Below are 19,800 nucleotides of genomic sequence, written 5' to 3' on the forward strand. Positions count from 1 at the left end.
TGATTAGTCAATTTATAGTGCTAAAAAAATAAAAGCCTTAGCTCGATAATTTTTCGGGCTAAGGTTTTTGTTTTAAGACTGTGGATAAGTGCTACACATCCAGCCCATCTCCTAGTGAATCTCCTGAATTTCACGAAGGGCATCCTCTAATCCCTTAAATCCTTTCAAATCCTTCCTATCAGGTTCATCAGATTCTATTGTCCATTCTTTTTTCTCAGGAGCTAAACCCCCATGATTGTTCTTTAAATAAGATGAATGGATATGATAGGTCTTTCCTTCTTTACGAACTGTATAGCCTAAATAGTAATGATTATCTTGACCTTCTTCTTCAAAAATACCAATGTCCTCTATTCCATACTTATTAATAAAAGGTTGAAACGAATCCTGTAGTTCGTTAATAATTTGCTCTCTTGATAAAAAATCCATCTTTTCAACTCCATTTCAATTTTCCTCTTATCTTAATATGTCTTTCTTTTTTGTTGCTAAACACCTTTTTTTGAAAGGCTATGGTAAAGCTACTGTTGATTGGAGCGGAAACGTGAGACTTCTGAGGGAGTGCGAGTCCAAGTGAGTCACTCCAGGTGCTTGTACGTGTTTAGCCTAATCTGAATGTACAACATTTCTTGTAAATATACTTGTCGTAATGCCAACAAAAAGAATGGTGATAATCGAAAGCAAAAGAGTTTCGGTTGAAAATAACAGGCCACCAGATAAAATAACAACTGCATCAATAATAAAAATGAGGATACCCACATTCATACCTGTTTTATCAGAGATAAATTGAGCGACAAGATCTGTTCCACCAGTACTCGTTTTATATTTCAACATTAGCCCAATTCCTAAGCCAACTAAGATCCCGCCAATGATGGAGCTAGGAACAGCTTCAATACGAAAAAATGCATGGATTGGGTTTAAGATATCGATAAAAAAGGAAGAGATAACCATACCATGTAAGCTATTGTAAAAATAATCTCTATAGCCAAACCAAGCGATGAAAAAGATAGGAATACTAAAAATGATAATCATCAGGCCTGCTTTAAGGCCCCATAAATAATTTACAATAAGACCGATCCCAATGATTCCTCCATCCAACACTTTGTAGGGGACCAAAAAGTAATTTATTCCTAAGGATATTAAGATGCTGCCAATAATAATGATCAAGCCTTTTCTAATAAATTTCATTGATAACCCCTCCAAAGTAATTGGACATGTATTTATCATATGTACGTATTTGATTTTAAATGAAGTCTGCATTTTATTATTTGGCTGTTTTCGCAAACCTTGTTGCTTTTAAAATAGTATTGGGTTGGTTGATTGGCACTCCAGGATGCTCGCTTTCCGTGGGGCGGGCGATGAGCCTCCTCAGCGCGAGCGCCTGCGGGGTCTCATCTGTCCCGCTACTCCCACAGGAGTCTCGCACCTTCCGCACCAATAAACCTAATCAGTTTTGTTCAAAAACAACAATCTTTTAGAAAAGAGCCTATTATTTTTATATGAGCATTGGAATGCAATTTCATGTTCAAAAGTAATAATCCACGAATTTTAAAGAACAATAAACATATTATAAAATGCTGATTTATGGAGGCGTTAAACTTGAGTAATGAAACAGACAATAATGGATTTATATCACTAATTAAAAAGGGGAATAAATCATCAGCAGTTGCAATGATTGGTAACGGGATTATTGCAGCTTGTAAGGCTATCGCTTATGTAATAAGTGGGAGTGGGGCTATGTTTGCATCTGCTATGCACTCACTTGCAGATGCAGTAAATCAAGGGTTTGTGTTTATTGGTAGTGTTCTATCAGAAAAACGGCCGACGCCACAATTTCCAACAGGCTTTGGACGTGTAATCAACATATTTTGTATGATCGCAGTCATAGTAGTGACCATCATGGCTTACGAAACAATCAAAGAAGGCTGGCACTTACTGCATCACCCAGTAGAAAATACCGGTGGGTTTTGGTTAAGTATAGGTGTATTAATCATTAACCTGGTTATTGATGGTGGAATTTTACTAAAAGCAATGAAGGAAATTCTAAAGGAAGCTAGAGTAGAAAAGACAAAAGGATGGGGAATAGCCAAAGCGGCATTTAGTAACGTTGGTCGTGCAGCACCGCCTACTCGTTTAGTTTTTTATGAAGACATCGTAGCTGTTACAGGGGCATTATTAGCCTTAACCGCAATCATTGTCACAGCATTTACTGATTTCACAAGCTTGGATGGTATAGCTACAATTCTAATTGGCTTTTTAATGATTGGAGTAGCCTTCAGAGTAGGATTTGATAATATGGTTGGACTTATCGGGGTAGCTGCGCCAAAGGATATTGAAGAAAAAGTGTTCAGAACAATATTAAGTGATGAAGATGTTACAGATATTAAAAAACTCAGGATAATACAAGAAGGTCGATATTATCATGTTGAGGGCCTAATTGAATTAAGAAAAGGACTTTCACTTGCAGTTGCTGATGATATAAAATTTAGGGTGCAAGATAAAATTATATCTGATCAAGATATTACCGATGTTACTCTCGGTATTATAGAGGATGATGGGATTATGGATCTGTCCCCAGATCGGTTAAATGGTCTGATTTGAAACTAAACGAACTCAAGCAGTTTTCTTGCTTGAGTTTATTTGTGTCGTATTTTTTTAGCGCATGCAAAAAAATACATTATTTAAAGAAATATGATTTCAATTCCATATAATTCCTACATATACTGTTTATTAGCTTATTTGGGAGGTATTATTATGAATAGCAAATATAAATTGTATGTAGACGAAATTTTAAAAACATGGCAAGAAAAATTGAGAGAAGGTGCTTTTAAGCTAATAAATAAGTATGGTTATCCTGATGAAGCGTCAGCAAGTAAACTTATTTGGTATAACAATGGGGATTGGAAACGAACGATTGCCCACCGTGATGCAATAACATATCTACTGTCCAATAATCAATCAAACTTTCTTGAACAAACGTTTGAATATATGCATTCTTTGGATGAAATGAAAATAGATAATGAAAATATTTATGTAAATAGTACAAATAAGGAAATAACAATTTTTGGTGAAAAAGAAGAGGTGAATCTTATATCCCTAAATATTCTTCTTGAAAAGGATAAAGAGAGTTATAAAAGCAAAAGTCAAAAGGTACTTTGAATGTCTTTTAAAAAGATGAAAACTACTGAATGAAAGTGGTTGCTACCCGAGGGAGTCCATTTTCGTTCAGTAGTGGATTTTTATTATTGTATAGATGATGAGCCTACTAACGATTCAGTAGTATGACCAAGAAGTAATAAACTAATCTTTGCATAGCCAACATTTTTATTAGCAACAAATAAGTCCTTGAGAACTTGTGAATCTATATCATTGATCAATTTTTGTACTTCTTTCTTATATAAGCGTAAAACAGATCCATAAACAAAATTAGGTGTGCAATTATGAACATCTTCATCCATAATTAAACAACCCATATATTGAAATTTGAATTGGAATGCTCTTGTTAAATTTACGACATGCAATAGTTTGTCAAAAAGTTGAGGAAAGTCCCGTTTTAATTGTTTAACCGCTTCTTCGGTGGCCTTCAATTCATCATGACTAGATATGGTAATCATTATTCGCCCTCCTCTTATTTATCCCAAGGTTTTCTAACTGTAATATATTCTGCTAGTTCCTTACTTTTCTTTCTTCTTAATCTACGCATTTCCGCTCTATCTTTAGCAGTGTTGTAGAGAAACTTTTCCTCTTCTGTTTCTGGGATAATACCAGGAACTTCTACCGGTTGTTTCTTTTCGTCTAATGCAACAAAGGTTAAAAAGGCTGTTGCAGCCATTCTACGTTCGCCTGTCATCATATCCTCGGCGATTACTTTACAAAAAATTTCCATAGATGTTTTTCCTGTATAGGTAACAAATGATTCAATGCAGACTGAATCAGTTTGGTGAATTGGACATAAAAAGTCGATAGAATCTGTAGATGCTGTTACACATTCCTTTACTCTAGAATGTCTACGTGCTGATAACGTTGCGACATTATCTAGTTTTTTCATCAGAACTCCACCAAAAAGAGTATTATAATTATTTAAATCACATGATAATACTTGGTCTGTACTAACAATGCGGCTTTCTTTTGTTTTTATTGCTTCCATTTTTAATCCATCCTTTCATATTGGATTTACACAGAAATTTGCTGTCTTCTGCATTTCTTCATAGAGATGATAAAGTGATGCTGAAAAAAGTTATTGTTTACTTGTTACAAGTGTAGACCTGAGTTTTTGTTAAGTAAAATGGTTATATTTTATCTGAAGTATAGCTTTTGTCTATGTAAATGCTTCCAAGTATAAATTAAGTGAATGAGCTGGAAGGGGAGGATTTTCAAGTATGGGCAAAAAGAATGTTTCTCATTTTTTTTCAAATAAAATAGACGACCTTAACTAAGGATCGTCTATTTGAAGTATTCATGAATTTTTATTTGTCAGATGTTCCTTCGTAAACTGTAACCATTCCTTTGCTGCAGTAGAAAGATATTTGTTTTTTCCCCAAATGAGGGCGAGGTTCCACCTGATCGAAGGATTTACTATTTTTACAGTTCGGACATTCTTGTTTAAATAACGGCAAATGCTTTCTGGTAAAAGGGATATTCCAAGCTTTGAGGCAACCATTTCTTCAATAAAGGACCATTGGGAACTTTCAGAAATAATATGTGGATTAAAGCCAATATTATTACAAGCATTTATGATCCTGTCATTTAAAACAAAGTCCTTATTAAAAAGAATAAAGGATTCATTTGCTAATTCTGCTAAATTAACTTCAATTTGATTGGCTAATGGGTGTGTTGGGTGGAGGATTAGTTTCAAGTCCTCCTCCATAAAAGAAAAATGTTCAAACATTTCATTGTTAGTTGGAAGGACCACAACACCTACATCAAGGAGATTGTTATCCACATCATCTTCTATCTTCTTTGATCCATCTTCAACAAATTGAAAGGTAATCCCTGGATACTTTTCGTGAAAACAGCCAATTATTTTAAGGAAAAAGTGAGCATCAAATATAGGTGGTAAACCAATTCTAATATGTCCTTTATTCAAGCCTAAAAGATTATCTAACTCTATTTCTAAATTCGTAAACGCTTTGTCGATCAACTTTGCTTGTTCTAATATCGTATGTCCTGCATCGGTTAAGAGAAGCTTTTTTCGAGAGCGATCAAATAATGGCACACCTAATTCTGTTTCAAGGTTTTTAATCATTTTACTAATGGTAGGTTGAGTTATAAATAGGTGCTCGGCTGCCCGGGAGAAGCTATTATTATTTGCAACTTCAATAAAGTATTGTAATTGTTTGATATCCAATGAATTCCACCTACTTGTATAATCTAGTACAGGTATTAATGTATCATTAATCTGCGACAATTCAAGTAATGTGGAACTCGATAGATAAATTTTAACTGCAGGATTTTAAAAATATCTGTGTTTCAAAAATAAGTCTATCTAATTCCTCACTATATTTAATTGTTTCAGGATTATTGAATCCCTTTGTTTGTGCTGTGACAATCATAAGTTTTCTTACTAGATTTATCTTATATGTTAATTCAGAGTAATATTTTGTATTCATATTTCATAGCTCCCATTAAAAGGTATGTTAAATATATCTATATTATTAATGATTTTGGTGGATTTTGAAATACCTTCGACAATTCTTCTATTAAAAAGACATTTTCTTTAAGTTCTTCATAGTGAGTCGACTAAAAACGATTAAATATGTTTAAAATCGAGAAACCTTCCATATTGTTAGCGGAAGGGTTTTTATGTTTAAGAATAAAAAGTCTGAATCAGTTGCTAATATATTGGCGTTATCAATTTAAAAATTGTAAGAAAACGCATAACAAGGATTAAATCGGAAAAGATAAATTTAACCAGAGGCGAAAATTTATGGTAAGGAATTGGTGGGAGTGACAGGTGGAAAAGGAAAAAATAAGCTCACTTCAACTTTTTTATATTCTCATTGGATTTGAATTTGGAACATTATCTTTATTAATAGGAAGAGACTTTGTAACACATTTAGAAATAGCTTTTAAGTATCTTAACATATATGTTCTTACTTTGATGCACATCATCTTACCGATTTTATTTTTCTGTATTGCATTTATTCGTAAAAAAGTTCTGTCGTAATATTGATCATCCTATTGGGAGGTGCATGGAAATGAAAATGAATAGATGGATGAAACTTCTAAGCTCTACTCAAAAAGTTATGAATAAAAATAGCAATACCCATACCAATAAGGATGAGACTGATTATTTAACAGGAACTCTTGAAGAAGATTTTTATAAAATTAGAAGAATGTTTGAAGGATCTTCAGACTTTACTTATCGGAAATTTGACATAAATAAAACGTATACTGCAATTATTCTATACCTTGATGGACTAGTAGATATGAAAAGAATGGAAAATAGTATTTTGGAGCCATTATTAAACCATAATCAAGATTTACAAAAAAAAACTCACCTAACTATTGTAGATATTGAAGATGTAATAAGCTCAGGACAAGTTGAAAAAGGAGAAACTATTCAACAACTTGCTGATCATTTATTTATTGGTGGGACAGTAATTCTCATTGATGGGTTTAAACAAACGCTTTTAATAAGTGAACAATCATGGGCACAACGATCAGTCGATGAGCCAGCTTCAGAAGCAGTAGTACTAGGGCCAAGAGAGGGCTTTACTGAAAATATACGAACAAATACAAGCATGCTTCGTAGGAGGATTAAATCCCCTCAACTTAAATTGGAAAGCATGAAGTTAGGAAGACTTTCTAAAACGGAAATAGTTATAACCTATATAGAAGGTATTGCAGAGTCGTCATTGGTTGAAGAAGTACGAAGTAGACTAAGACGGATAGACATTGATGCCATTGAGGATAGTGGATATATTGTAGAATTTATTGAGGATAATCCTTACTCTGTATTTCCACAAGTATTACAAACGGAAAGGCCGGATCGTGTTGTTGGGAACCTCCTTGAGGGAAGAGTTGGGATAATTGTTGAAAACAGTCCATTTGTACTTGTTGTACCAGTTACTTTTTTTCAAATGATGGCTTCTCCAGAAGATTATTATGGAAGATTCCTTATGGCATCGTTTATACGATGCATCAGGTATTTATTTTTATTAATTGCATTGTTGTTTCCGTCCATTTATATTGCGGTAACAACCTTTCATCAGGAATTATTACCAACAAATCTCTTGTTTAGTGTCGCTGCCTCTAGAGAGAAGGTACCGTTCCCGGCGGTAGTAGAAGCATTGTTAATGGAAATAACATTTGAAGCTTTAAGGGAGGCTGGTTTGCGGCTACCTAGACCAATTGGATCAACAGTTAGTATTGTCGGTGCATTAGTAATCGGTCAGGCAGCAGTTGAAGCAGGGATTGTTTCCGCTCCCTTGGTTATCGTTGTTTCCATTACAGGGATTGCTTCGTTTATGTTCCCTAGTTACAGTTTGACAGGGGCGATTCGTCTTCTTCGTTTTTTGATGATGTTCTTAGCTGCACTGCTCGGATTTTATGGGATTCTGTTAGGCGTATTTTTTATATTGGTTCATCTTGTCCAGCTCCGTTCATTTGGGGTTCCTTATTTGGCACCTATTGCTCCTTTTAATTTCAATAATCTTAAGGATGTCATAATTAGGGTTCCATGGTGGGGAATGAATGAAAGACCAGAACAAACTGCTAAAAGGAATTTAAAGAGGTTAGCTTCAAAGAGACGTAAATATTAAATCGCTTCTAAGAGGGCAGGATGGTACAGATGAAAACAACTAGAATATTGGTCATTTTAGCAATGTCAGTCTTCTTGCTATCTGGTTGCTGGAATCGAATTGAAATAAATGATATTGCAATCGTTACTGCTGTTGGTTTAGATCTAGAGGACGATAAAATTCGTTTATCACTTCAAGTAGCGGTCCCATCAAAGCTAGGTCCAACTAGTGGTACAACAGGTAGTGGTGAAAATAGTACTTTTATGATTTCAGATACTGGTGACACACTTTCTGAAGCATATAGACATCTTCAAGGAAAGTTATCAAGACGCATATTCTTTTCTCATAGTAGGGTTTTAATAATAGGGGAAGAACTCGCTAAAAAGGGTGTTTCCCATATTCTTGATTTCTATTCAAGGTTTCATGAACCTCGTATGAATAGCTATATTATGTTTACAAAAGGTAAAGCCTTTGAAATTATCAAGAATAGACCTACATTAGAAAGTGTCACAGCTGAAGAAACAAGGGAGCTAACGAAGCTTAGTGTGGGGTTGTCTGTAAATATTAAAGAGTTTCTCGATATGCTTCTTACTGAAGGCTTAGAGCCGGTAGCTCCTCAATTTGCGTCAGAACCAATGGAAAAAGGAGGTAGTGGTAGTGCTGAGACTGATAAAACACAAGCAATCATTGGAGCAGCAGTATTTAAAGATGATAAATTGGTTGGGTGGATGAACGATTCGCAAACGAGAGGGATTTTATGGTTGCGAGATGAAATGGAACTTGGAGTCATTACCGTCAAAGTCCCAGAAGAAAAGGGTGGTGGCCATATTAGTACGAATATTATTCGAACGGAAACAAAAATTGTTCCTAAAATTAAAAATGGAGAGATAAAAATAGCTGTAAAAACTACATCAGAAATGAATGTAATGGAAAACGCTTCTGAATTAAATTTAGATGATTCGAAAAACATCGATAAGTTACAAATTGAGATCGAGAAGGAAGTTAAAGACAGAATTCAAAGTGTATTAGATAAGTCAAAAGATGATCTTGGTACAGATATATTTGGTTTTGGAGAAGCTGTATATAAAAAATATCCAAAACAATGGAATGAGAAATATAAAAAAGATTGGAATGAAAGATTTACAGAATTAGAAGTATCGATTCATCCTACTGTTTACGTAAGAAGAATCGGTTTAACAAAATAGTATCATATCACTTAGTAAGAGAAGGTTTGATATATGTCTAAGTTTTTGTTGATTTTCGTCATTTTTGTCATCATCTTTGCGTTTGAAATCCCAAGATTAGTTAGGAAAAAAGAAATAAAAGAATTAATTGTTTTTTCCTGTCTTGGGTTGATTGGGTTCATTTTAAGTATCATGTTGGTTATTCGATCGTTTATTTAAAAGGCTGTTTTCGCAAACTTTGTTGCTTTTTAAGAAAAGACTGATCATCGATCAGTCTTGACGACGTGAAAATACGGTTGTAGGAAGGTTTCGATGAGAGTATTCATGTTTCTAATGATCCTGACAATTCTTACTGTCCTTGTAGCAAGAATCGATGCATTTATATATAAGAGTGATTTGATAACCGAAATACTCAAAATCCTTAGTTTAGCACCTGGTACAAATAAATGGATGGTGTTTGTTTTTTTATTCATTGGGTTTCTTTATACAATTGTAGCCGGAATTAAGGGAAAGCTTCAAAAGAATGGAATGAAATCCTAGTATGAGTAATCTTGTAGAGAAGATATCTCTTTGGCAGTTATACATTATTATTATATGCTTTCAAATTGGCAGTGCAGCCTTGGTTGGGATCGGTAATGATGCGAAGCAAGATGCTTGGATAGCTGTTATTCTCGCCACATTAATAGGGATATTTATTGTACTTTATTATGTATTTTTATTATCAAGGCTACCTGGGAAAAATATTTTCGAAATATATGTCTTTTGTTTTGGGAAATGGGTTGGAAAGCTTATCACTCTTTTGTATGTAATCTACTTTTTTTATCTTTCAGCAAGAGTATTAAGAGATTTTTGTGAGCTACTAGTTTCAACAATTTTTGAGTTTACTCCAATCGAAGTTATCTGTATTACGATGATGCTTGTCATCATTTATATGCTACAACATGGTTTAGAAGTGTTAGGACGTACAAGTGAAGTTTTCTTTCCATATGTTGTGACATTTATCGTTACAACAGGATTAGGCATATGGTTTTCAGGAGGCTTAGAATTTCATCATTTATTGCCGGTGCTTTCAAATGGGCTTGGGCCTATATTTAAAGCAATATTTCCGCAATTGCTAACCTTTCCATTTGGTGAAGCTATTGCCTTTACAGTTATTATCGTTTATGTAGGGAAAACTAAGAAGGTTGGAAGGGTAAGTGCCGCAGCTGTTTTAACTAGTGGTTTATTGTTAACATACGGCTCTCTTGTTCAAATTGCAACGTTAGGAATAGATTTAAAAGAAAGAGCAAATTTTCCCTTACTAAGTGCTTCACGTGAAATATCATTGTTGAGTTTTATAGAACGGGTGGATTTGATCATTGTTTTTTTCGTTATGTTTGGAATTATTGTAAAGGTAAGTATTTTCTTTTACGGTGGATTAAAAGGGCTTGAGCTTATTACGAAAAGACCTTATCGTACCATGACCATTCCGATGGGTACCATAATTGGGTTTCTCACAGTAGTTATTAGCAATAACTTTGTAGAACACATAGAGGAAGGTCTCAAGTTTGTTCCCCTATATATGCATATTCCATTTCAGTTTGTTTTCCCTGCTATAGTGCTCCCTATTTTATTATGGAAAACGAAGAAGAAGCAGGAAAAGGAGTCTAGTCTATGAGTAAACTTTCTTATATGTTTCAGCGGAGAAAAAATAAAAAAAGTGGAGAAACAACTGAGAAAGAGATTTTTGACAAGGAAGGTATTCCAAAGGATTATGACCATAAGCTAGAAATTAATTTAAAGAGTTTGCATGAGTTATTTTATCAAACATCTGATTATCAAAATATTGATATTAAAATAGGAAGCAGGAACGGTTGTGTTTGCTATTTAGGTACGACACTGAATAAAAATGAGCTTAATTCACAAGTATTAGAACCTTTAAGAGATGCATTTAAAGAGGCTAAAGAAGATGATAAAGATATCGATAAAATAAGGGAAGCCTATTTTCCAGCAGTTGCATATGAGTATGCAGAGACTCTTCATCAGATTGTTTGGCAGATACTCAATGGCTTTGCAGTTATATTAGTAGATGAACAAATAAAGGCCTTGGGTTTGAACATTGGTGGTATGGAAAAAAGATCAATTGATGAGCCAAGTACACAAACGATAATTCGAGGACCAAAAGATGGTTTTGTAGAAGATATTGATACAAATATCGGTTTAGTTAGAAGAAGAATAAAGAATCCACGACTAGTGTTTGAAAATTTCCATGTTGGAAGTGATTCACATACAAAGCTAGTAATTGGTTATATGAAGGGAATTGTTAATGAGGATATATTAGATGAAGTTAAACAGAGAGTAAAAAAAATAAAAACATCAGGTGTGTTAGACACTGGAAATATAGAGGAGTTTATTGCAGATGATAACTTTACCTTTTTTCCGCTCATTTTCAACACTGAGCGTCCAGACAGTATTAGTGGGAATTTGTTAGAAGGGAAAATTGCTATTTTTCTTGATGGGACTCCATTTGTATTAATCGTTCCCTCTGTTTTCACTGATTTCTTTCAGTCAGCAGAAGACTATTACCAACCTTTTTTTATGACAAGCTTTATCCGAATCATTCGCTATATTGCTTTTATGATCGCCTTAACATTTCCCTCTTTGTATGTGGCGATAACAACTTATCATCATGAGCTTTTACCGACTCCGCTTTTAATTAGTGTTCAAGGTCAAAGGGAAGGTGTACCATTTCCAGCTGTTATTGAAATATTAATAATGGAGCTTACATTTGAAGTATTGCGCGAAGCGGGGGTAAGGATGCCTAGAGCAGTTGGGCAAACGCTATCCATAGTTGGAGCACTTGTAATCGGACAAGCTGCGGTTGAAGCTGGATTAGTTTCCAATGTATTAGTTATTGTTGTATCATTCTCTGCTATCGCCAGCTTTGTATCTCCAATATATAATTTTTCAATCGCTGCTCGCCTTATAAGGTTTATTTTAATTTTTATGGCTGCTTCCTTAGGGTTATATGGAATTCTTATCTCTCTCATTATAATGGTTATTCATTTGGTAAGTTTACGAACATTTGGAGTCCCGTATTTAACACCTGTAGCTCCATTTAAATTAAAGGACCAGAAAGACGTCTTTATAAGATTCCCTATTTGGTCAGATAGAAATAGACCTTCCTACTTAGTAACAGATGCTCCAGTAAAAGAGGAAGGGGCGTCACCACCTTCTCCACCGGATTCGAGTTCAAGGGGAGAGAATACAAAATGAACAAAAAAATGATTGGTTTTTTTGTGTTAATGTCCTTCCTATTAACCGGTTGTTGGGATAAAGAAGAGTTAAATGACGTATCAATTGTTACAGGAATTGCTGTTGATCCCGGCGAAGAAAAAAAGTATAGGATGACGGTTGAATTAGTTAATTCCCCAGAGTTTGGAAAACAAGGATCTCTAGGAAATACACCAGTTATTACCTATTCATTAGAGGGAAACTCTCTATCGGAATTATCTAATAAAATGAATGTTGGATTGGCTCGTAAGCTAATTTATTCTCATACGCGAGTTGTTTTTATCAATGAAGAAATCGCACGAGAGGGATTGTTTGGCTTTTTAGATTTTTTAGAGAGGAGCGGGCATTTCCGTAATGACTTTAATATCCTTATTACTAAGGGAAATCCTGCCTCTGATTTCACAAAAATCACATACCCTATTCAAAAAAGTCCATCTTTAAAACTCCATAAACAAATTAATACGTTTCTTGAGGAATGGGGAGGAGATCCCCGCGTGCGATTGACAGATTTTATAGCTGCTATTATTTCCAAAGGCAAAAATCCAGTTGCGGCAACTGTTGTATTAAAGGGTGATGTGGAGAAGGGGAAAAATGTAGAGAATAATAAATCGTTAGATCCAGAGGCGCTTATCCTCATAGATGGGATTGCTATTTTTAAGGATGATAAAATGCTGGGGTCTATACCATTGAAGGAAACAAGAGATTATTTATGGACTCAAAAGTTAAAACATACGAGCTTAAGTATCCCGTGTGAAGAAGGGAAAGTGGAGGAACAACCTTATTTCGATGTAAGGGTTTCTAGGTCTAATACTAAAATTAACGTAAGTTACAAAAATAACAATCCCAAGCTTATGGTGAAGATTACAGGGGAAACAAAAATACAAGGATCTGAATGTACAAATGATCTAACGAAAATTGACGTTTTTATGGAATATGAGAAAAAAATTAATGAACTAGTAAAAAAAGATATTACGACTATGATACAGAATATTCAAGAAGAATTCAGTGTAGACATCTTTGGATTTGGTGAAGCATTATATCGCCAAGACCCGCAAAAATTCAAAAAACAAGAAAGCAAGTGGGATGAAGTATTTTCAAAAGCTGAGGTTGATGTTGAGGTTGATCTTCATTTATTACGATCAGGCATCAAAAATAAAAGTTTTATGACTGACCTAGAAAACTTGAAAGAATAATAATAGATAATTAAAGATAAAGCCAACCATCTTCGTCACGCTACCATTAAGGTGTTACGCCGAGGTTTGGTTGGCTAAAATTTTATCAGCATTCTATTAATTCCGATAGGAGGATCTTTGCAACGCCATGCTCATCATTTGTCAAAGTAATTTCATCGCTAATTTCTTTAACTTCTAACCTTGCATTTCCCATCGCAATCCCTTTACCCGCTAGTTTTAGCATGGAAACATCATTCATGCTATCACCGATTGCAATTGTTTTAGCAATAGGAATATCGAGCTTATCCGAAAGGCGTCTTAAGGCATTCCCTTTAGATGCTCCGCAGTGTTCAAGCTCAAAGTTATGATGTGCTGAGGATACGATTGTTAGTCCATCTATGTTTCCGTATTTTGCCCATCCAGTTTCTAACTTTTCCTCGAAGAACGAAAAAGCAAGGATGTTATAAATCTCTGCAGAAGCATTTTTTATATCTTTATAAGAATCAATAAAGCAAAAGCCGGTTTGACTAAATTGCTTCACTAAAGCTTCCTCTAAGCTTGAGCTATTAACCTCGGGATTTGCACTTTTCATTCGATCAATTTCTATTTGCAAAAGCTCTCTTCCATTCTGAGATGTGAAAATACACTCCTCGCTAAAGACTTCATAGTAGTAGCCATCTTCTTCTAAAGAACGCAGGATATCATAGGCTAGCTCTGGTTCGATTGGTTGTGAATAATAAAGTGAACCATCTGGGGCATGGATCGTAGCCCCATTAGCTCCTATAATCCACGTTTTTACCCCAGAGTTTTTAAAAAGAGCTTGCACGTCAAAATGAGCACGGCCAGTAGCGATAACAACCTCAATCCCAGCATTTTGAGCATTTTTAATTGCTTCAAGATTTTCAGTGCTTATTTGACTCTTACTATTTAAGAGAGTCCCATCTAAATCGATTGCAATCAATTTCGTCATATTATCGACCTCCATCATGTGTCTGAGATACAATCAGTAATTCTACTCCATGCTTCTCAAGAAGCTCTTGAAATTCTTCATCTATTTCCTGATCAGTGATAAATAAATCAATATCGTTTAAGGTTGCACAGCGAAAATAACCAGTAACACCAATCTTTGTATGATCTGCTAGGAGGATCACTTGATCAGCTTGCTGCATCATTTTTTGCATGACCATCCCATCCTCTTCATGGGCAACTGTTAAACCTTTTTCAGAAATACCAACACAACCAATGAATGTTTTGTCTACATGGTAATGTGAAAGTTTTTCAATGACAGAAGTTCCGTATAAATAACGATGTTCTTTATGGAATTCCCCACCAAGTAATTGAATATGAGCTTGTGAATTCTTCGCTAAAATATCAGCTTGATTTATGGAATTCGTGATAACTGTACATTCAATATCCTTTATATGTTCTGCACATGCTTGAACGGTTGTTGATGTATCTAGAATAATGTAATCGCCAGGCATTATTAGTGAGGCAGCCTTTTTTCCAATCCGTTTCTTTTCAGATGAGACTAAGCTTAAACGATTAGAGTAATCCTTAATCACATGCTGCCCTGAAGGAAGAATGGCTCCTCCTCGTGTTCGGATAATCGCTTTATCTTCCTCGAGCTTTACTAAATCTCTTCTTGCTGTATCTCTTGATACATCAAAAAGGCTACAGATTTCATCAACAGATATTCGTTTCGCTTTTTTTAAATAATCGATAATGGAGCGTAATCTTTCTTCTTGGAACATTAAACCAGCCCTTATTTAAGTGTTTTTAAGTATATATAAGTATTTATAATTAATTATAAGTGTTTTTTAGCTGTATTACAAGTTAAATAATGAATAATAAGCAATATGGCTGAATGACATATATATAAAGCAAATGAATTTCGTTTCTGTTTTTGTTAATAAGGAACTTCTTATGGTATAAATGGAGTAGATAAATGTAAGGCGTTACAACAAGAAATAGGTGAAAAGAATGAATGAAAGACAAAAGGAAATTTTAAGAATATTAGTAACTAAATCTGGAAAGCCACTATTTGTGCAGGATATCGCGGAACGCGTAGGTTATTCTGAGAAAACAATTCGAAATGATTTTAAAACAATTGAGATCTATTTGCGAGAAAACACAAGTGCAAAGTTGATTCGCAAGCCTGGTCTGGGTGTATATATCGATATAGATGATCTTGAAAAAGCTCAGCTTTTTCAAATGCTTCAGTTAACTAGCTCAATGACTAAAGATGAAGAGGATTCAACTCGACTTTTACATATTGCTTATGAACTCATTATGGGCAGAGAGCCAATTTCTGCGCAGGAACTTGCAGAAAAACATTATGTTAATAAATCTATTATAAAAAAGGATCTAGAAAAACTTGAGAAATGGTTAACTCAAAAAGAATTATCCTTACAATCAAAACAAAAAATTGGCCTAAGCATTGAGGGTTCTGAAACAAATAAAAGAAGGGCTTTAGCAAACTTGTCTGATTTAAACAAGGAATCAGCAACAGGGTTGGTATTTTTACTAAACAAGTTTTCACAACATGAAATTAAAATAATCCAAAGAGAATTACTAGACTTTCAACGGTTCCATTCATTATTTTTCACTGATGAAACAAATGACAGACTTTTAACTCATATACTTCTAATGATCAGAAGAATGAAATTAGGGCAACCTATTTCTCTCGCTAATGAAGATATGAACATCGTAATGGATAAGTTGGAATTTCAATGGGCACATACATTTCTAAAGAAGCTTGAAATTATGTTCGTTGTGCACTTTTCGGAGGAGGAAATTGCTTATTTTACATTGCATTTACTAGGTGGGAGGTTTCGAATACAGCATAACCAAGAAATTAATGAGCTCTATGAAAATCCCCAAATGAATGCTCAACTTTCGGCTATTATTAAAGAACTCATATCAAATATGACTGAACTAACTAAGGTTGACTTTAAGAATGACAACTCGTTAAAAGAAGGTTTGCATATCCATTTATACTCAGCCTTAAATCGTTTAACTTACGGTCTTACAGTCTCTAACCCAATGCTTAATGAAATCAAAAGGATGTACCCATATGTATTTGATTCGGTCATCCATGTATTAGAGGAAATCAATCATTCGTTTTCAATTGCAATTCCAGAGGAAGAAGCTGCATATTTAACGATTCACTTTCAGGCTTCAATTGAAAGGCTTCGTCAAACTATAGGAAATGACCAAAATGTGATCATCGTTTGTCATATGGGCATTGGAATGTCGCAATTATTAAATGCGAAGATAGAGAAGAAAATCCAATCAGTAAACATAATTGGTTGTATTGCAAAAGCTGATTTACGAGACTATTTAATTGACCATGAGGTAGATCTGATTATATCAACGATTGATCTACCCGATGTCATAATTCCTCATATTGTCATTTCACCTTTATTAGAAGGGGCAGAAGAAAATAGGCTTAAAGCATTTATTGCACAACAAACGTCAGCAACTGAAGAAAATCAACATCATAGTATGTTAAATCAGTTTATCGAAACTTCCACACTTTTTCTAAATCAAGTCAGTGATCATCGCTTTAAAATTATAGAAAAACTGGCAAACGCATTATATGAAGCAGGATTTGTGGAAAATGAGTATGGTCATAGTGCTATCATTAGGGAAAGGATGTCAGCAACAACGATTGGATCAGGCATAGCCATTCCACATGGTAACCCAAAGCTAATTAGAAAGCCTGCTATCGCAGTAGCAACCTTAAAGCATTCAATAGAATGGGAAACAGAAAAGGTTTCACTAGTCTTTATGCTAGCAGTTCCCAATCAAGATCAACAAGCTACAAAGCAACTATTTCGGGAATTATCGTCTATTAGTGAACAGCCTAGGTTAATAAAGAAATTAACTGAATCAACATCGATCGACCAATTTTTATCGCTATTAAATAAGTGAAAGAGAACGAGAAAAACCTGTTAAATGATCGTCAATTTAACAGGTTTTTTATAAAAGGCTGTTTTCGCAAACTTTGTTGCTTTTAAAATAGTATTGGGTTGGTTGATTGCAGCGAGAGGATGCTCGCTTTCCGTGGGGCGGGCGATGAGCCTCCCTCTAGAAATGTTGGTATATCAACGCTTAAAACTGTTTTAATAGACAGAAAAAAAATTTTCACTTACTGATTTTCACTACAGATTATCATCAATTTCCAAAAGTTCAAAATATTGTTATTCTGAGGTTACGCTTCGCTAGAGTTAATTGGAAATGATTAACTCTAAGTGCTTATATGATGCACTTCGGATCTCTGCGAATCTTATGATGACGTACCCTCCCATGTCTCTTGGCGTCTAACGCGTACATTCCTTCGTTCGGTCTATTCATAAGGCAGAGGCTGGCTATGCTCCTCGAGGGACTCTTAGTCTAATGGCTCATTTCGTGCCAACTTCTCCGTGTCATCCTATTGTCTAGATTACAAACTAGGAAGTTGCTTAGGCTGCCTCTTTGAGGCAATGGAGATCTGTTAACATATGATTTACATTAAAGTGCACTCGTTTTGTACACAAAGCGTGTAGAATTTTTAGTAATTTCCCGCATAAAACAACCATGGCTTCTTTCTTCTTTAATGGATTGACAGTACGAGTCGTATAGTAATGGTACAAAGATTTAAACGCTATGTTGTGTTGAATTATAGGGAGGATGACTCTAAATAATATAGCCCGTAACTTCCTCCTACCTCTTTTGGAAATTTTCTTTTGACCTTTGTGTTGGCCAGAAGAGTTTTCTCTAAGCGTGAGCCCCGCTAATTTAATTAATTGGCGTGGGTGCTGATATTGCCTAAGAGAACCTATCTCAGAGAGTAGTTCAACAACAGTATTTTCGCCTAAACCAGGAATAGATAAAATATACTCATAGTCTGTCAATTGTTGAGCGAGGTCATTTAACCTTGATGATAAGACCTCCAGTTGGTTTGAAAGAGCTTTGTACTGAGAAAGTAATGTATCCATTTCAAATCGGGCCATTTCTAGCCCCTCAGTTAAACCAATGGACTGACCGGCTATTGATTTTAGCTTTTGTATTTTAGAAACGGAAAGACACTTTATTCCTTCAACCCTTTTGTAAAGTGAGATAAGTTCTTCATCATTTTTCCCATCAAAATCGATTGGCAAAGGTGTCACCTCGAGAACAGCGCATGCGTTTTTACCGAAGCTTTTGAATACATGATGGAACTCAGGGAAATAAAGATCTGTCCACCGAATCATTCGATTCTTAAGTGATACGATGTCTTCCTGCATTTTAGTCCGAAAACTCGCCCCATTACGAAGTTCGGCTTCTGTCCCTTCTAAAATTCGTGTATAGTTGAACCGGCCATCGCGGATTAAAGAAGCGATAACGCGAGCGTCCTTTTGATCATTCTTAGTTTGAAGGTTATCATCTAATTCCTTCGTTCTATTCACATGCATAGGGTTAACCATGACAAATTGAATATTATTTTCGACTAAATAAGCAGCTAAGTTCATCCAATAATGCCCTGTGGGCTCAAAGCCGACTAAGACATCTGTCTTTTCATGTGATTCTAGTAGAGAATGAATCATATTGTGTAGTTGCTCAAACCCATCAAGGGATTGTATGAACGGAAACGGTTTTTGCAAAATTCGTCCACGATCATCGATAGCGCATGCGTAATGTTTTTTCTTCGCAATGTCTATTCCAATAACAAGTGTTTTTTCAGATACTTGATTAATTTTGGTATTCATATTACTATTCATCATATGGTCCTCCTGTATGGTGATGAGTCAATTTAGTCGTTGATACTCAAGCATCATACAAGAGGACTTTTTGTTTTGCAAGAAGCCTTAAGGATATTAAACAGGAATGCTCCTCAGCGCGAAGCGCCTGCGGGGTCTCATCTGTCCCACTACTCCCACAGGAGTCTCGCATATCCGTTCCAATCAACCTAATCAGTTTTGTTCAGAAACAACAATCTTTTAGAAAAGGGCCTTATAAAAAGAGTTAATGAAATTCATTTCAGTAGTTAATTATTTAAAACGCTCTCTTCTAAAACAGTAGATTTATCTCCGTACACTTTTGTGATATGTTTTTCTCCCCAATCACATAGGGATGACAAGATACTGTCTAAACTCTTTCCATAATCACTTAGTTCATATTCAACTTTTGGCGGGATTTGATTGTAAACAATGCGATTAATAACCCCATCTTGCTCTAATTCACGTAATTGTTGAGTTAGCATTTTCTGTGTAATCGTTGGCATAAGACGTTTTAATTCACTTGTACGTTTTTTTCCATGTGTGAGATGGCAAAGAATGACGCATTTCCACTTGCCGCCGATAACTTCTAGCGTTGCTTCGACTGATATATTGTATTTCTTTTTCTCCATATAACCCCTCCTAAATATAGGTACTAAAAAGTACCTATATAACTTTTAGGTGCCTTCAGCACAAA

Annotated in this window: 20 protein-coding genes; 10 read left to right on the plus strand and 10 right to left on the minus strand. The window is 35.0% G+C overall.

The features are described from left to right. Positions 1-111: 111 nt before the first annotated feature. Both HUW50_RS11355 and HUW50_RS11360 read right to left on the minus strand, forming a co-directional pair. A complete protein-coding gene (locus HUW50_RS11355) occupies positions 112-426 on the minus strand; it encodes a DUF5634 family protein (protein WP_066327899.1) in 315 nt (104 codons plus the stop codon). A 174-nt stretch (positions 427-600) separates the two neighbouring features. Further along, the gene (locus HUW50_RS11360) at positions 601-1,182 is read right to left on the minus strand and encodes a YitT family protein (RefSeq protein ID WP_066327900.1); all 582 of its coding nucleotides are present in this window, start codon (positions 1,180-1,182) and stop codon (positions 601-603) included. Between the two features lie 411 nt (positions 1,183-1,593). Here HUW50_RS11360 and HUW50_RS11365 point away from each other — a divergent pair, with 411 nt between their 5' ends. Together HUW50_RS11365 and HUW50_RS11370 are read left to right on the plus strand one after the other, a co-directional pair. Continuing rightward, positions 1,594-2,595, plus strand: coding sequence for a cation diffusion facilitator family transporter (locus tag HUW50_RS11365; RefSeq protein WP_260445675.1), 1,002 nt, complete (start codon positions 1,594-1,596; stop codon positions 2,593-2,595). Positions 2,596-2,748: 153 nt separating this feature from the next. Next, on the plus strand, positions 2,749-3,153 hold the full coding sequence (locus tag HUW50_RS11370) for a hypothetical protein (protein ID WP_185653916.1): 405 nt from the start codon (positions 2,749-2,751) through the stop codon (positions 3,151-3,153). 83 nt (positions 3,154-3,236) lie between these two features. On the opposite strand, the gene HUW50_RS11375 is transcribed toward HUW50_RS11370, so the two are convergent. The 4 genes from HUW50_RS11375 to HUW50_RS11390 form a co-directional block, all read right to left on the minus strand. Next, positions 3,237-3,608, minus strand: a complete 372-nt coding sequence (locus HUW50_RS11375) for a hypothetical protein (RefSeq protein ID WP_066327921.1) — start codon at positions 3,606-3,608, stop codon at positions 3,237-3,239. A gap of 14 nt (positions 3,609-3,622) precedes the next feature. Continuing rightward, positions 3,623-4,141 (minus strand): acyl-CoA thioesterase, encoded by a 519-nt coding sequence (locus HUW50_RS11380; protein WP_066327924.1) that lies wholly within the window; start codon positions 4,139-4,141, stop codon positions 3,623-3,625. Positions 4,142-4,450: 309 nt separating this feature from the next. Further along, entirely contained in the window at positions 4,451-5,341 is an 891-nt protein-coding gene (cidR, locus tag HUW50_RS11385) for a cidABC operon transcriptional activator CidR (protein WP_066327928.1), read from the minus strand. 91 nt (positions 5,342-5,432) lie between these two features. After that, the gene (locus tag HUW50_RS11390) at positions 5,433-5,603 is read right to left on the minus strand and encodes an aspartyl-phosphate phosphatase Spo0E family protein (RefSeq protein ID WP_083964482.1); all 171 of its coding nucleotides are present in this window, start codon (positions 5,601-5,603) and stop codon (positions 5,433-5,435) included. Positions 5,604-6,191: 588 nt separating this feature from the next. Here HUW50_RS11390 and HUW50_RS11395 point away from each other — a divergent pair. The 7 genes from HUW50_RS11395 to HUW50_RS11425 all read left to right on the plus strand — a co-directional run bounded on the left by HUW50_RS11395 (position 6,192) and on the right by HUW50_RS11425 (position 13,386). Then, entirely contained in the window at positions 6,192-7,757 is a 1,566-nt protein-coding gene (locus HUW50_RS11395; protein WP_083964483.1) for a spore germination protein, read from the plus strand. A 29-nt stretch (positions 7,758-7,786) separates the two neighbouring features. Continuing rightward, a complete protein-coding gene (locus HUW50_RS11400) occupies positions 7,787-8,941 on the plus strand; it encodes a Ger(x)C family spore germination protein (RefSeq protein WP_185653917.1) in 1,155 nt (384 codons plus the stop codon). A 33-nt stretch (positions 8,942-8,974) separates the two neighbouring features. After that, complete coding sequence (locus HUW50_RS11405; protein ID WP_157094304.1) at positions 8,975-9,139, plus strand: hypothetical protein; 165 nt, start codon at positions 8,975-8,977, stop codon at positions 9,137-9,139. 93 nt (positions 9,140-9,232) lie between these two features. Next, entirely contained in the window at positions 9,233-9,460 is a 228-nt protein-coding gene (locus HUW50_RS11410; protein ID WP_066327957.1) for a hypothetical protein, read from the plus strand. A gap of 1 nt (position 9,461) precedes the next feature. Then, entirely contained in the window at positions 9,462-10,577 is a 1,116-nt protein-coding gene (locus tag HUW50_RS11415; RefSeq protein ID WP_066327960.1) for a GerAB/ArcD/ProY family transporter, read from the plus strand. Continuing rightward, positions 10,574-12,175 (plus strand): spore germination protein, encoded by a 1,602-nt coding sequence (locus tag HUW50_RS11420; protein ID WP_066327963.1) that lies wholly within the window; start codon positions 10,574-10,576, stop codon positions 12,173-12,175. The genes HUW50_RS11415 and HUW50_RS11420 overlap by 4 nt, the downstream gene beginning before the upstream one ends. Next, positions 12,172-13,386, plus strand: a complete 1,215-nt coding sequence (locus HUW50_RS11425; protein WP_066327964.1) for a Ger(x)C family spore germination protein — start codon at positions 12,172-12,174, stop codon at positions 13,384-13,386. The genes HUW50_RS11420 and HUW50_RS11425 overlap by 4 nt, the downstream gene beginning before the upstream one ends. 85 nt (positions 13,387-13,471) lie before the next feature. On the opposite strand, the gene HUW50_RS11430 is transcribed toward HUW50_RS11425, so the two are convergent. Together HUW50_RS11430 and HUW50_RS11435 are read right to left on the minus strand one after the other, a co-directional pair. Continuing rightward, the gene (locus tag HUW50_RS11430; RefSeq protein WP_066327966.1) at positions 13,472-14,335 is read right to left on the minus strand and encodes a Cof-type HAD-IIB family hydrolase; all 864 of its coding nucleotides are present in this window, start codon (positions 14,333-14,335) and stop codon (positions 13,472-13,474) included. Between the two features lies 1 nt (position 14,336). Further along, positions 14,337-15,116, minus strand: a complete 780-nt coding sequence (locus tag HUW50_RS11435; protein WP_185653918.1) for a DeoR/GlpR family DNA-binding transcription regulator — start codon at positions 15,114-15,116, stop codon at positions 14,337-14,339. A gap of 229 nt (positions 15,117-15,345) precedes the next feature. Here HUW50_RS11435 and HUW50_RS11440 point away from each other — a divergent pair, with 229 nt between their 5' ends. Further along, on the plus strand, positions 15,346-17,298 hold the full coding sequence (locus HUW50_RS11440; protein WP_311774047.1) for a BglG family transcription antiterminator: 1,953 nt from the start codon (positions 15,346-15,348) through the stop codon (positions 17,296-17,298). 530 nt (positions 17,299-17,828) lie between these two features. Here the strand turns inward: HUW50_RS11440 and HUW50_RS11445 are convergent. Next, positions 17,829-19,106, minus strand: coding sequence for an IS110 family RNA-guided transposase (locus tag HUW50_RS11445; protein ID WP_185654056.1), 1,278 nt, complete (start codon positions 19,104-19,106; stop codon positions 17,829-17,831). 266 nt (positions 19,107-19,372) lie between these two features. Beyond that, the gene (locus HUW50_RS11450) at positions 19,373-19,735 is read right to left on the minus strand and encodes a winged helix-turn-helix transcriptional regulator (RefSeq protein WP_185653920.1); all 363 of its coding nucleotides are present in this window, start codon (positions 19,733-19,735) and stop codon (positions 19,373-19,375) included. Positions 19,736-19,800 lie beyond the last annotated feature (65 nt).

The sequence above is a fragment of the Metabacillus sp. KUDC1714 genome (assembly GCF_014217835.1).
In the GTDB taxonomy this organism is placed as follows: domain Bacteria; phylum Bacillota; class Bacilli; order Bacillales; family Bacillaceae; genus Metabacillus; species Metabacillus rhizosphaerae.

What these genes read in the sequence shown, in the direction of transcription:
- HUW50_RS11410 (WP_066327957.1), top strand. Translation starts at nt 9,233, where the DNA reads ATGAGAGTATTCATGTTTCTAATGATCCTGACAATTCTTACTGTCCTT.
- HUW50_RS11420 (WP_066327963.1), top strand. Translation starts at nt 10,574, where the DNA reads ATGAGTAAACTTTCTTATATGTTTCAGCGGAGAAAAAATAAAAAAAGT.
- HUW50_RS11380 (WP_066327924.1), bottom strand. Translation starts at nt 4,141, where the DNA reads ATGGAAGCAATAAAAACAAAAGAAAGCCGCATTGTTAGTACAGACCAA.
- HUW50_RS11440 (WP_311774047.1), top strand. Translation starts at nt 15,346, where the DNA reads ATGAATGAAAGACAAAAGGAAATTTTAAGAATATTAGTAACTAAATCT.
- HUW50_RS11360 (WP_066327900.1), bottom strand. Translation starts at nt 1,182, where the DNA reads ATGAAATTTATTAGAAAAGGCTTGATCATTATTATTGGCAGCATCTTA.
- HUW50_RS11430 (WP_066327966.1), bottom strand. Translation starts at nt 14,335, where the DNA reads ATGACGAAATTGATTGCAATCGATTTAGATGGGACTCTCTTAAATAGT.
- HUW50_RS11445 (WP_185654056.1), bottom strand. Translation starts at nt 19,106, where the DNA reads ATGAATAGTAATATGAATACCAAAATTAATCAAGTATCTGAAAAAACA.
- HUW50_RS11395 (WP_083964483.1), top strand. Translation starts at nt 6,192, where the DNA reads ATGAAAATGAATAGATGGATGAAACTTCTAAGCTCTACTCAAAAAGTT.
- HUW50_RS11405 (WP_157094304.1), top strand. Translation starts at nt 8,975, where the DNA reads ATGTCTAAGTTTTTGTTGATTTTCGTCATTTTTGTCATCATCTTTGCG.
- HUW50_RS11375 (WP_066327921.1), bottom strand. Translation starts at nt 3,608, where the DNA reads ATGATTACCATATCTAGTCATGATGAATTGAAGGCCACCGAAGAAGCG.
- HUW50_RS11390 (WP_083964482.1), bottom strand. Translation starts at nt 5,603, where the DNA reads ATGAATACAAAATATTACTCTGAATTAACATATAAGATAAATCTAGTA.
- HUW50_RS11400 (WP_185653917.1), top strand. Translation starts at nt 7,787, where the DNA reads ATGAAAACAACTAGAATATTGGTCATTTTAGCAATGTCAGTCTTCTTG.
- HUW50_RS11425 (WP_066327964.1), top strand. Translation starts at nt 12,172, where the DNA reads ATGAACAAAAAAATGATTGGTTTTTTTGTGTTAATGTCCTTCCTATTA.
- HUW50_RS11355 (WP_066327899.1), bottom strand. Translation starts at nt 426, where the DNA reads ATGGATTTTTTATCAAGAGAGCAAATTATTAACGAACTACAGGATTCG.
- HUW50_RS11450 (WP_185653920.1), bottom strand. Translation starts at nt 19,735, where the DNA reads ATGGAGAAAAAGAAATACAATATATCAGTCGAAGCAACGCTAGAAGTT.
- HUW50_RS11435 (WP_185653918.1), bottom strand. Translation starts at nt 15,116, where the DNA reads ATGTTCCAAGAAGAAAGATTACGCTCCATTATCGATTATTTAAAAAAA.
- HUW50_RS11370 (WP_185653916.1), top strand. Translation starts at nt 2,749, where the DNA reads ATGAATAGCAAATATAAATTGTATGTAGACGAAATTTTAAAAACATGG.
- HUW50_RS11415 (WP_066327960.1), top strand. Translation starts at nt 9,462, where the DNA reads ATGAGTAATCTTGTAGAGAAGATATCTCTTTGGCAGTTATACATTATT.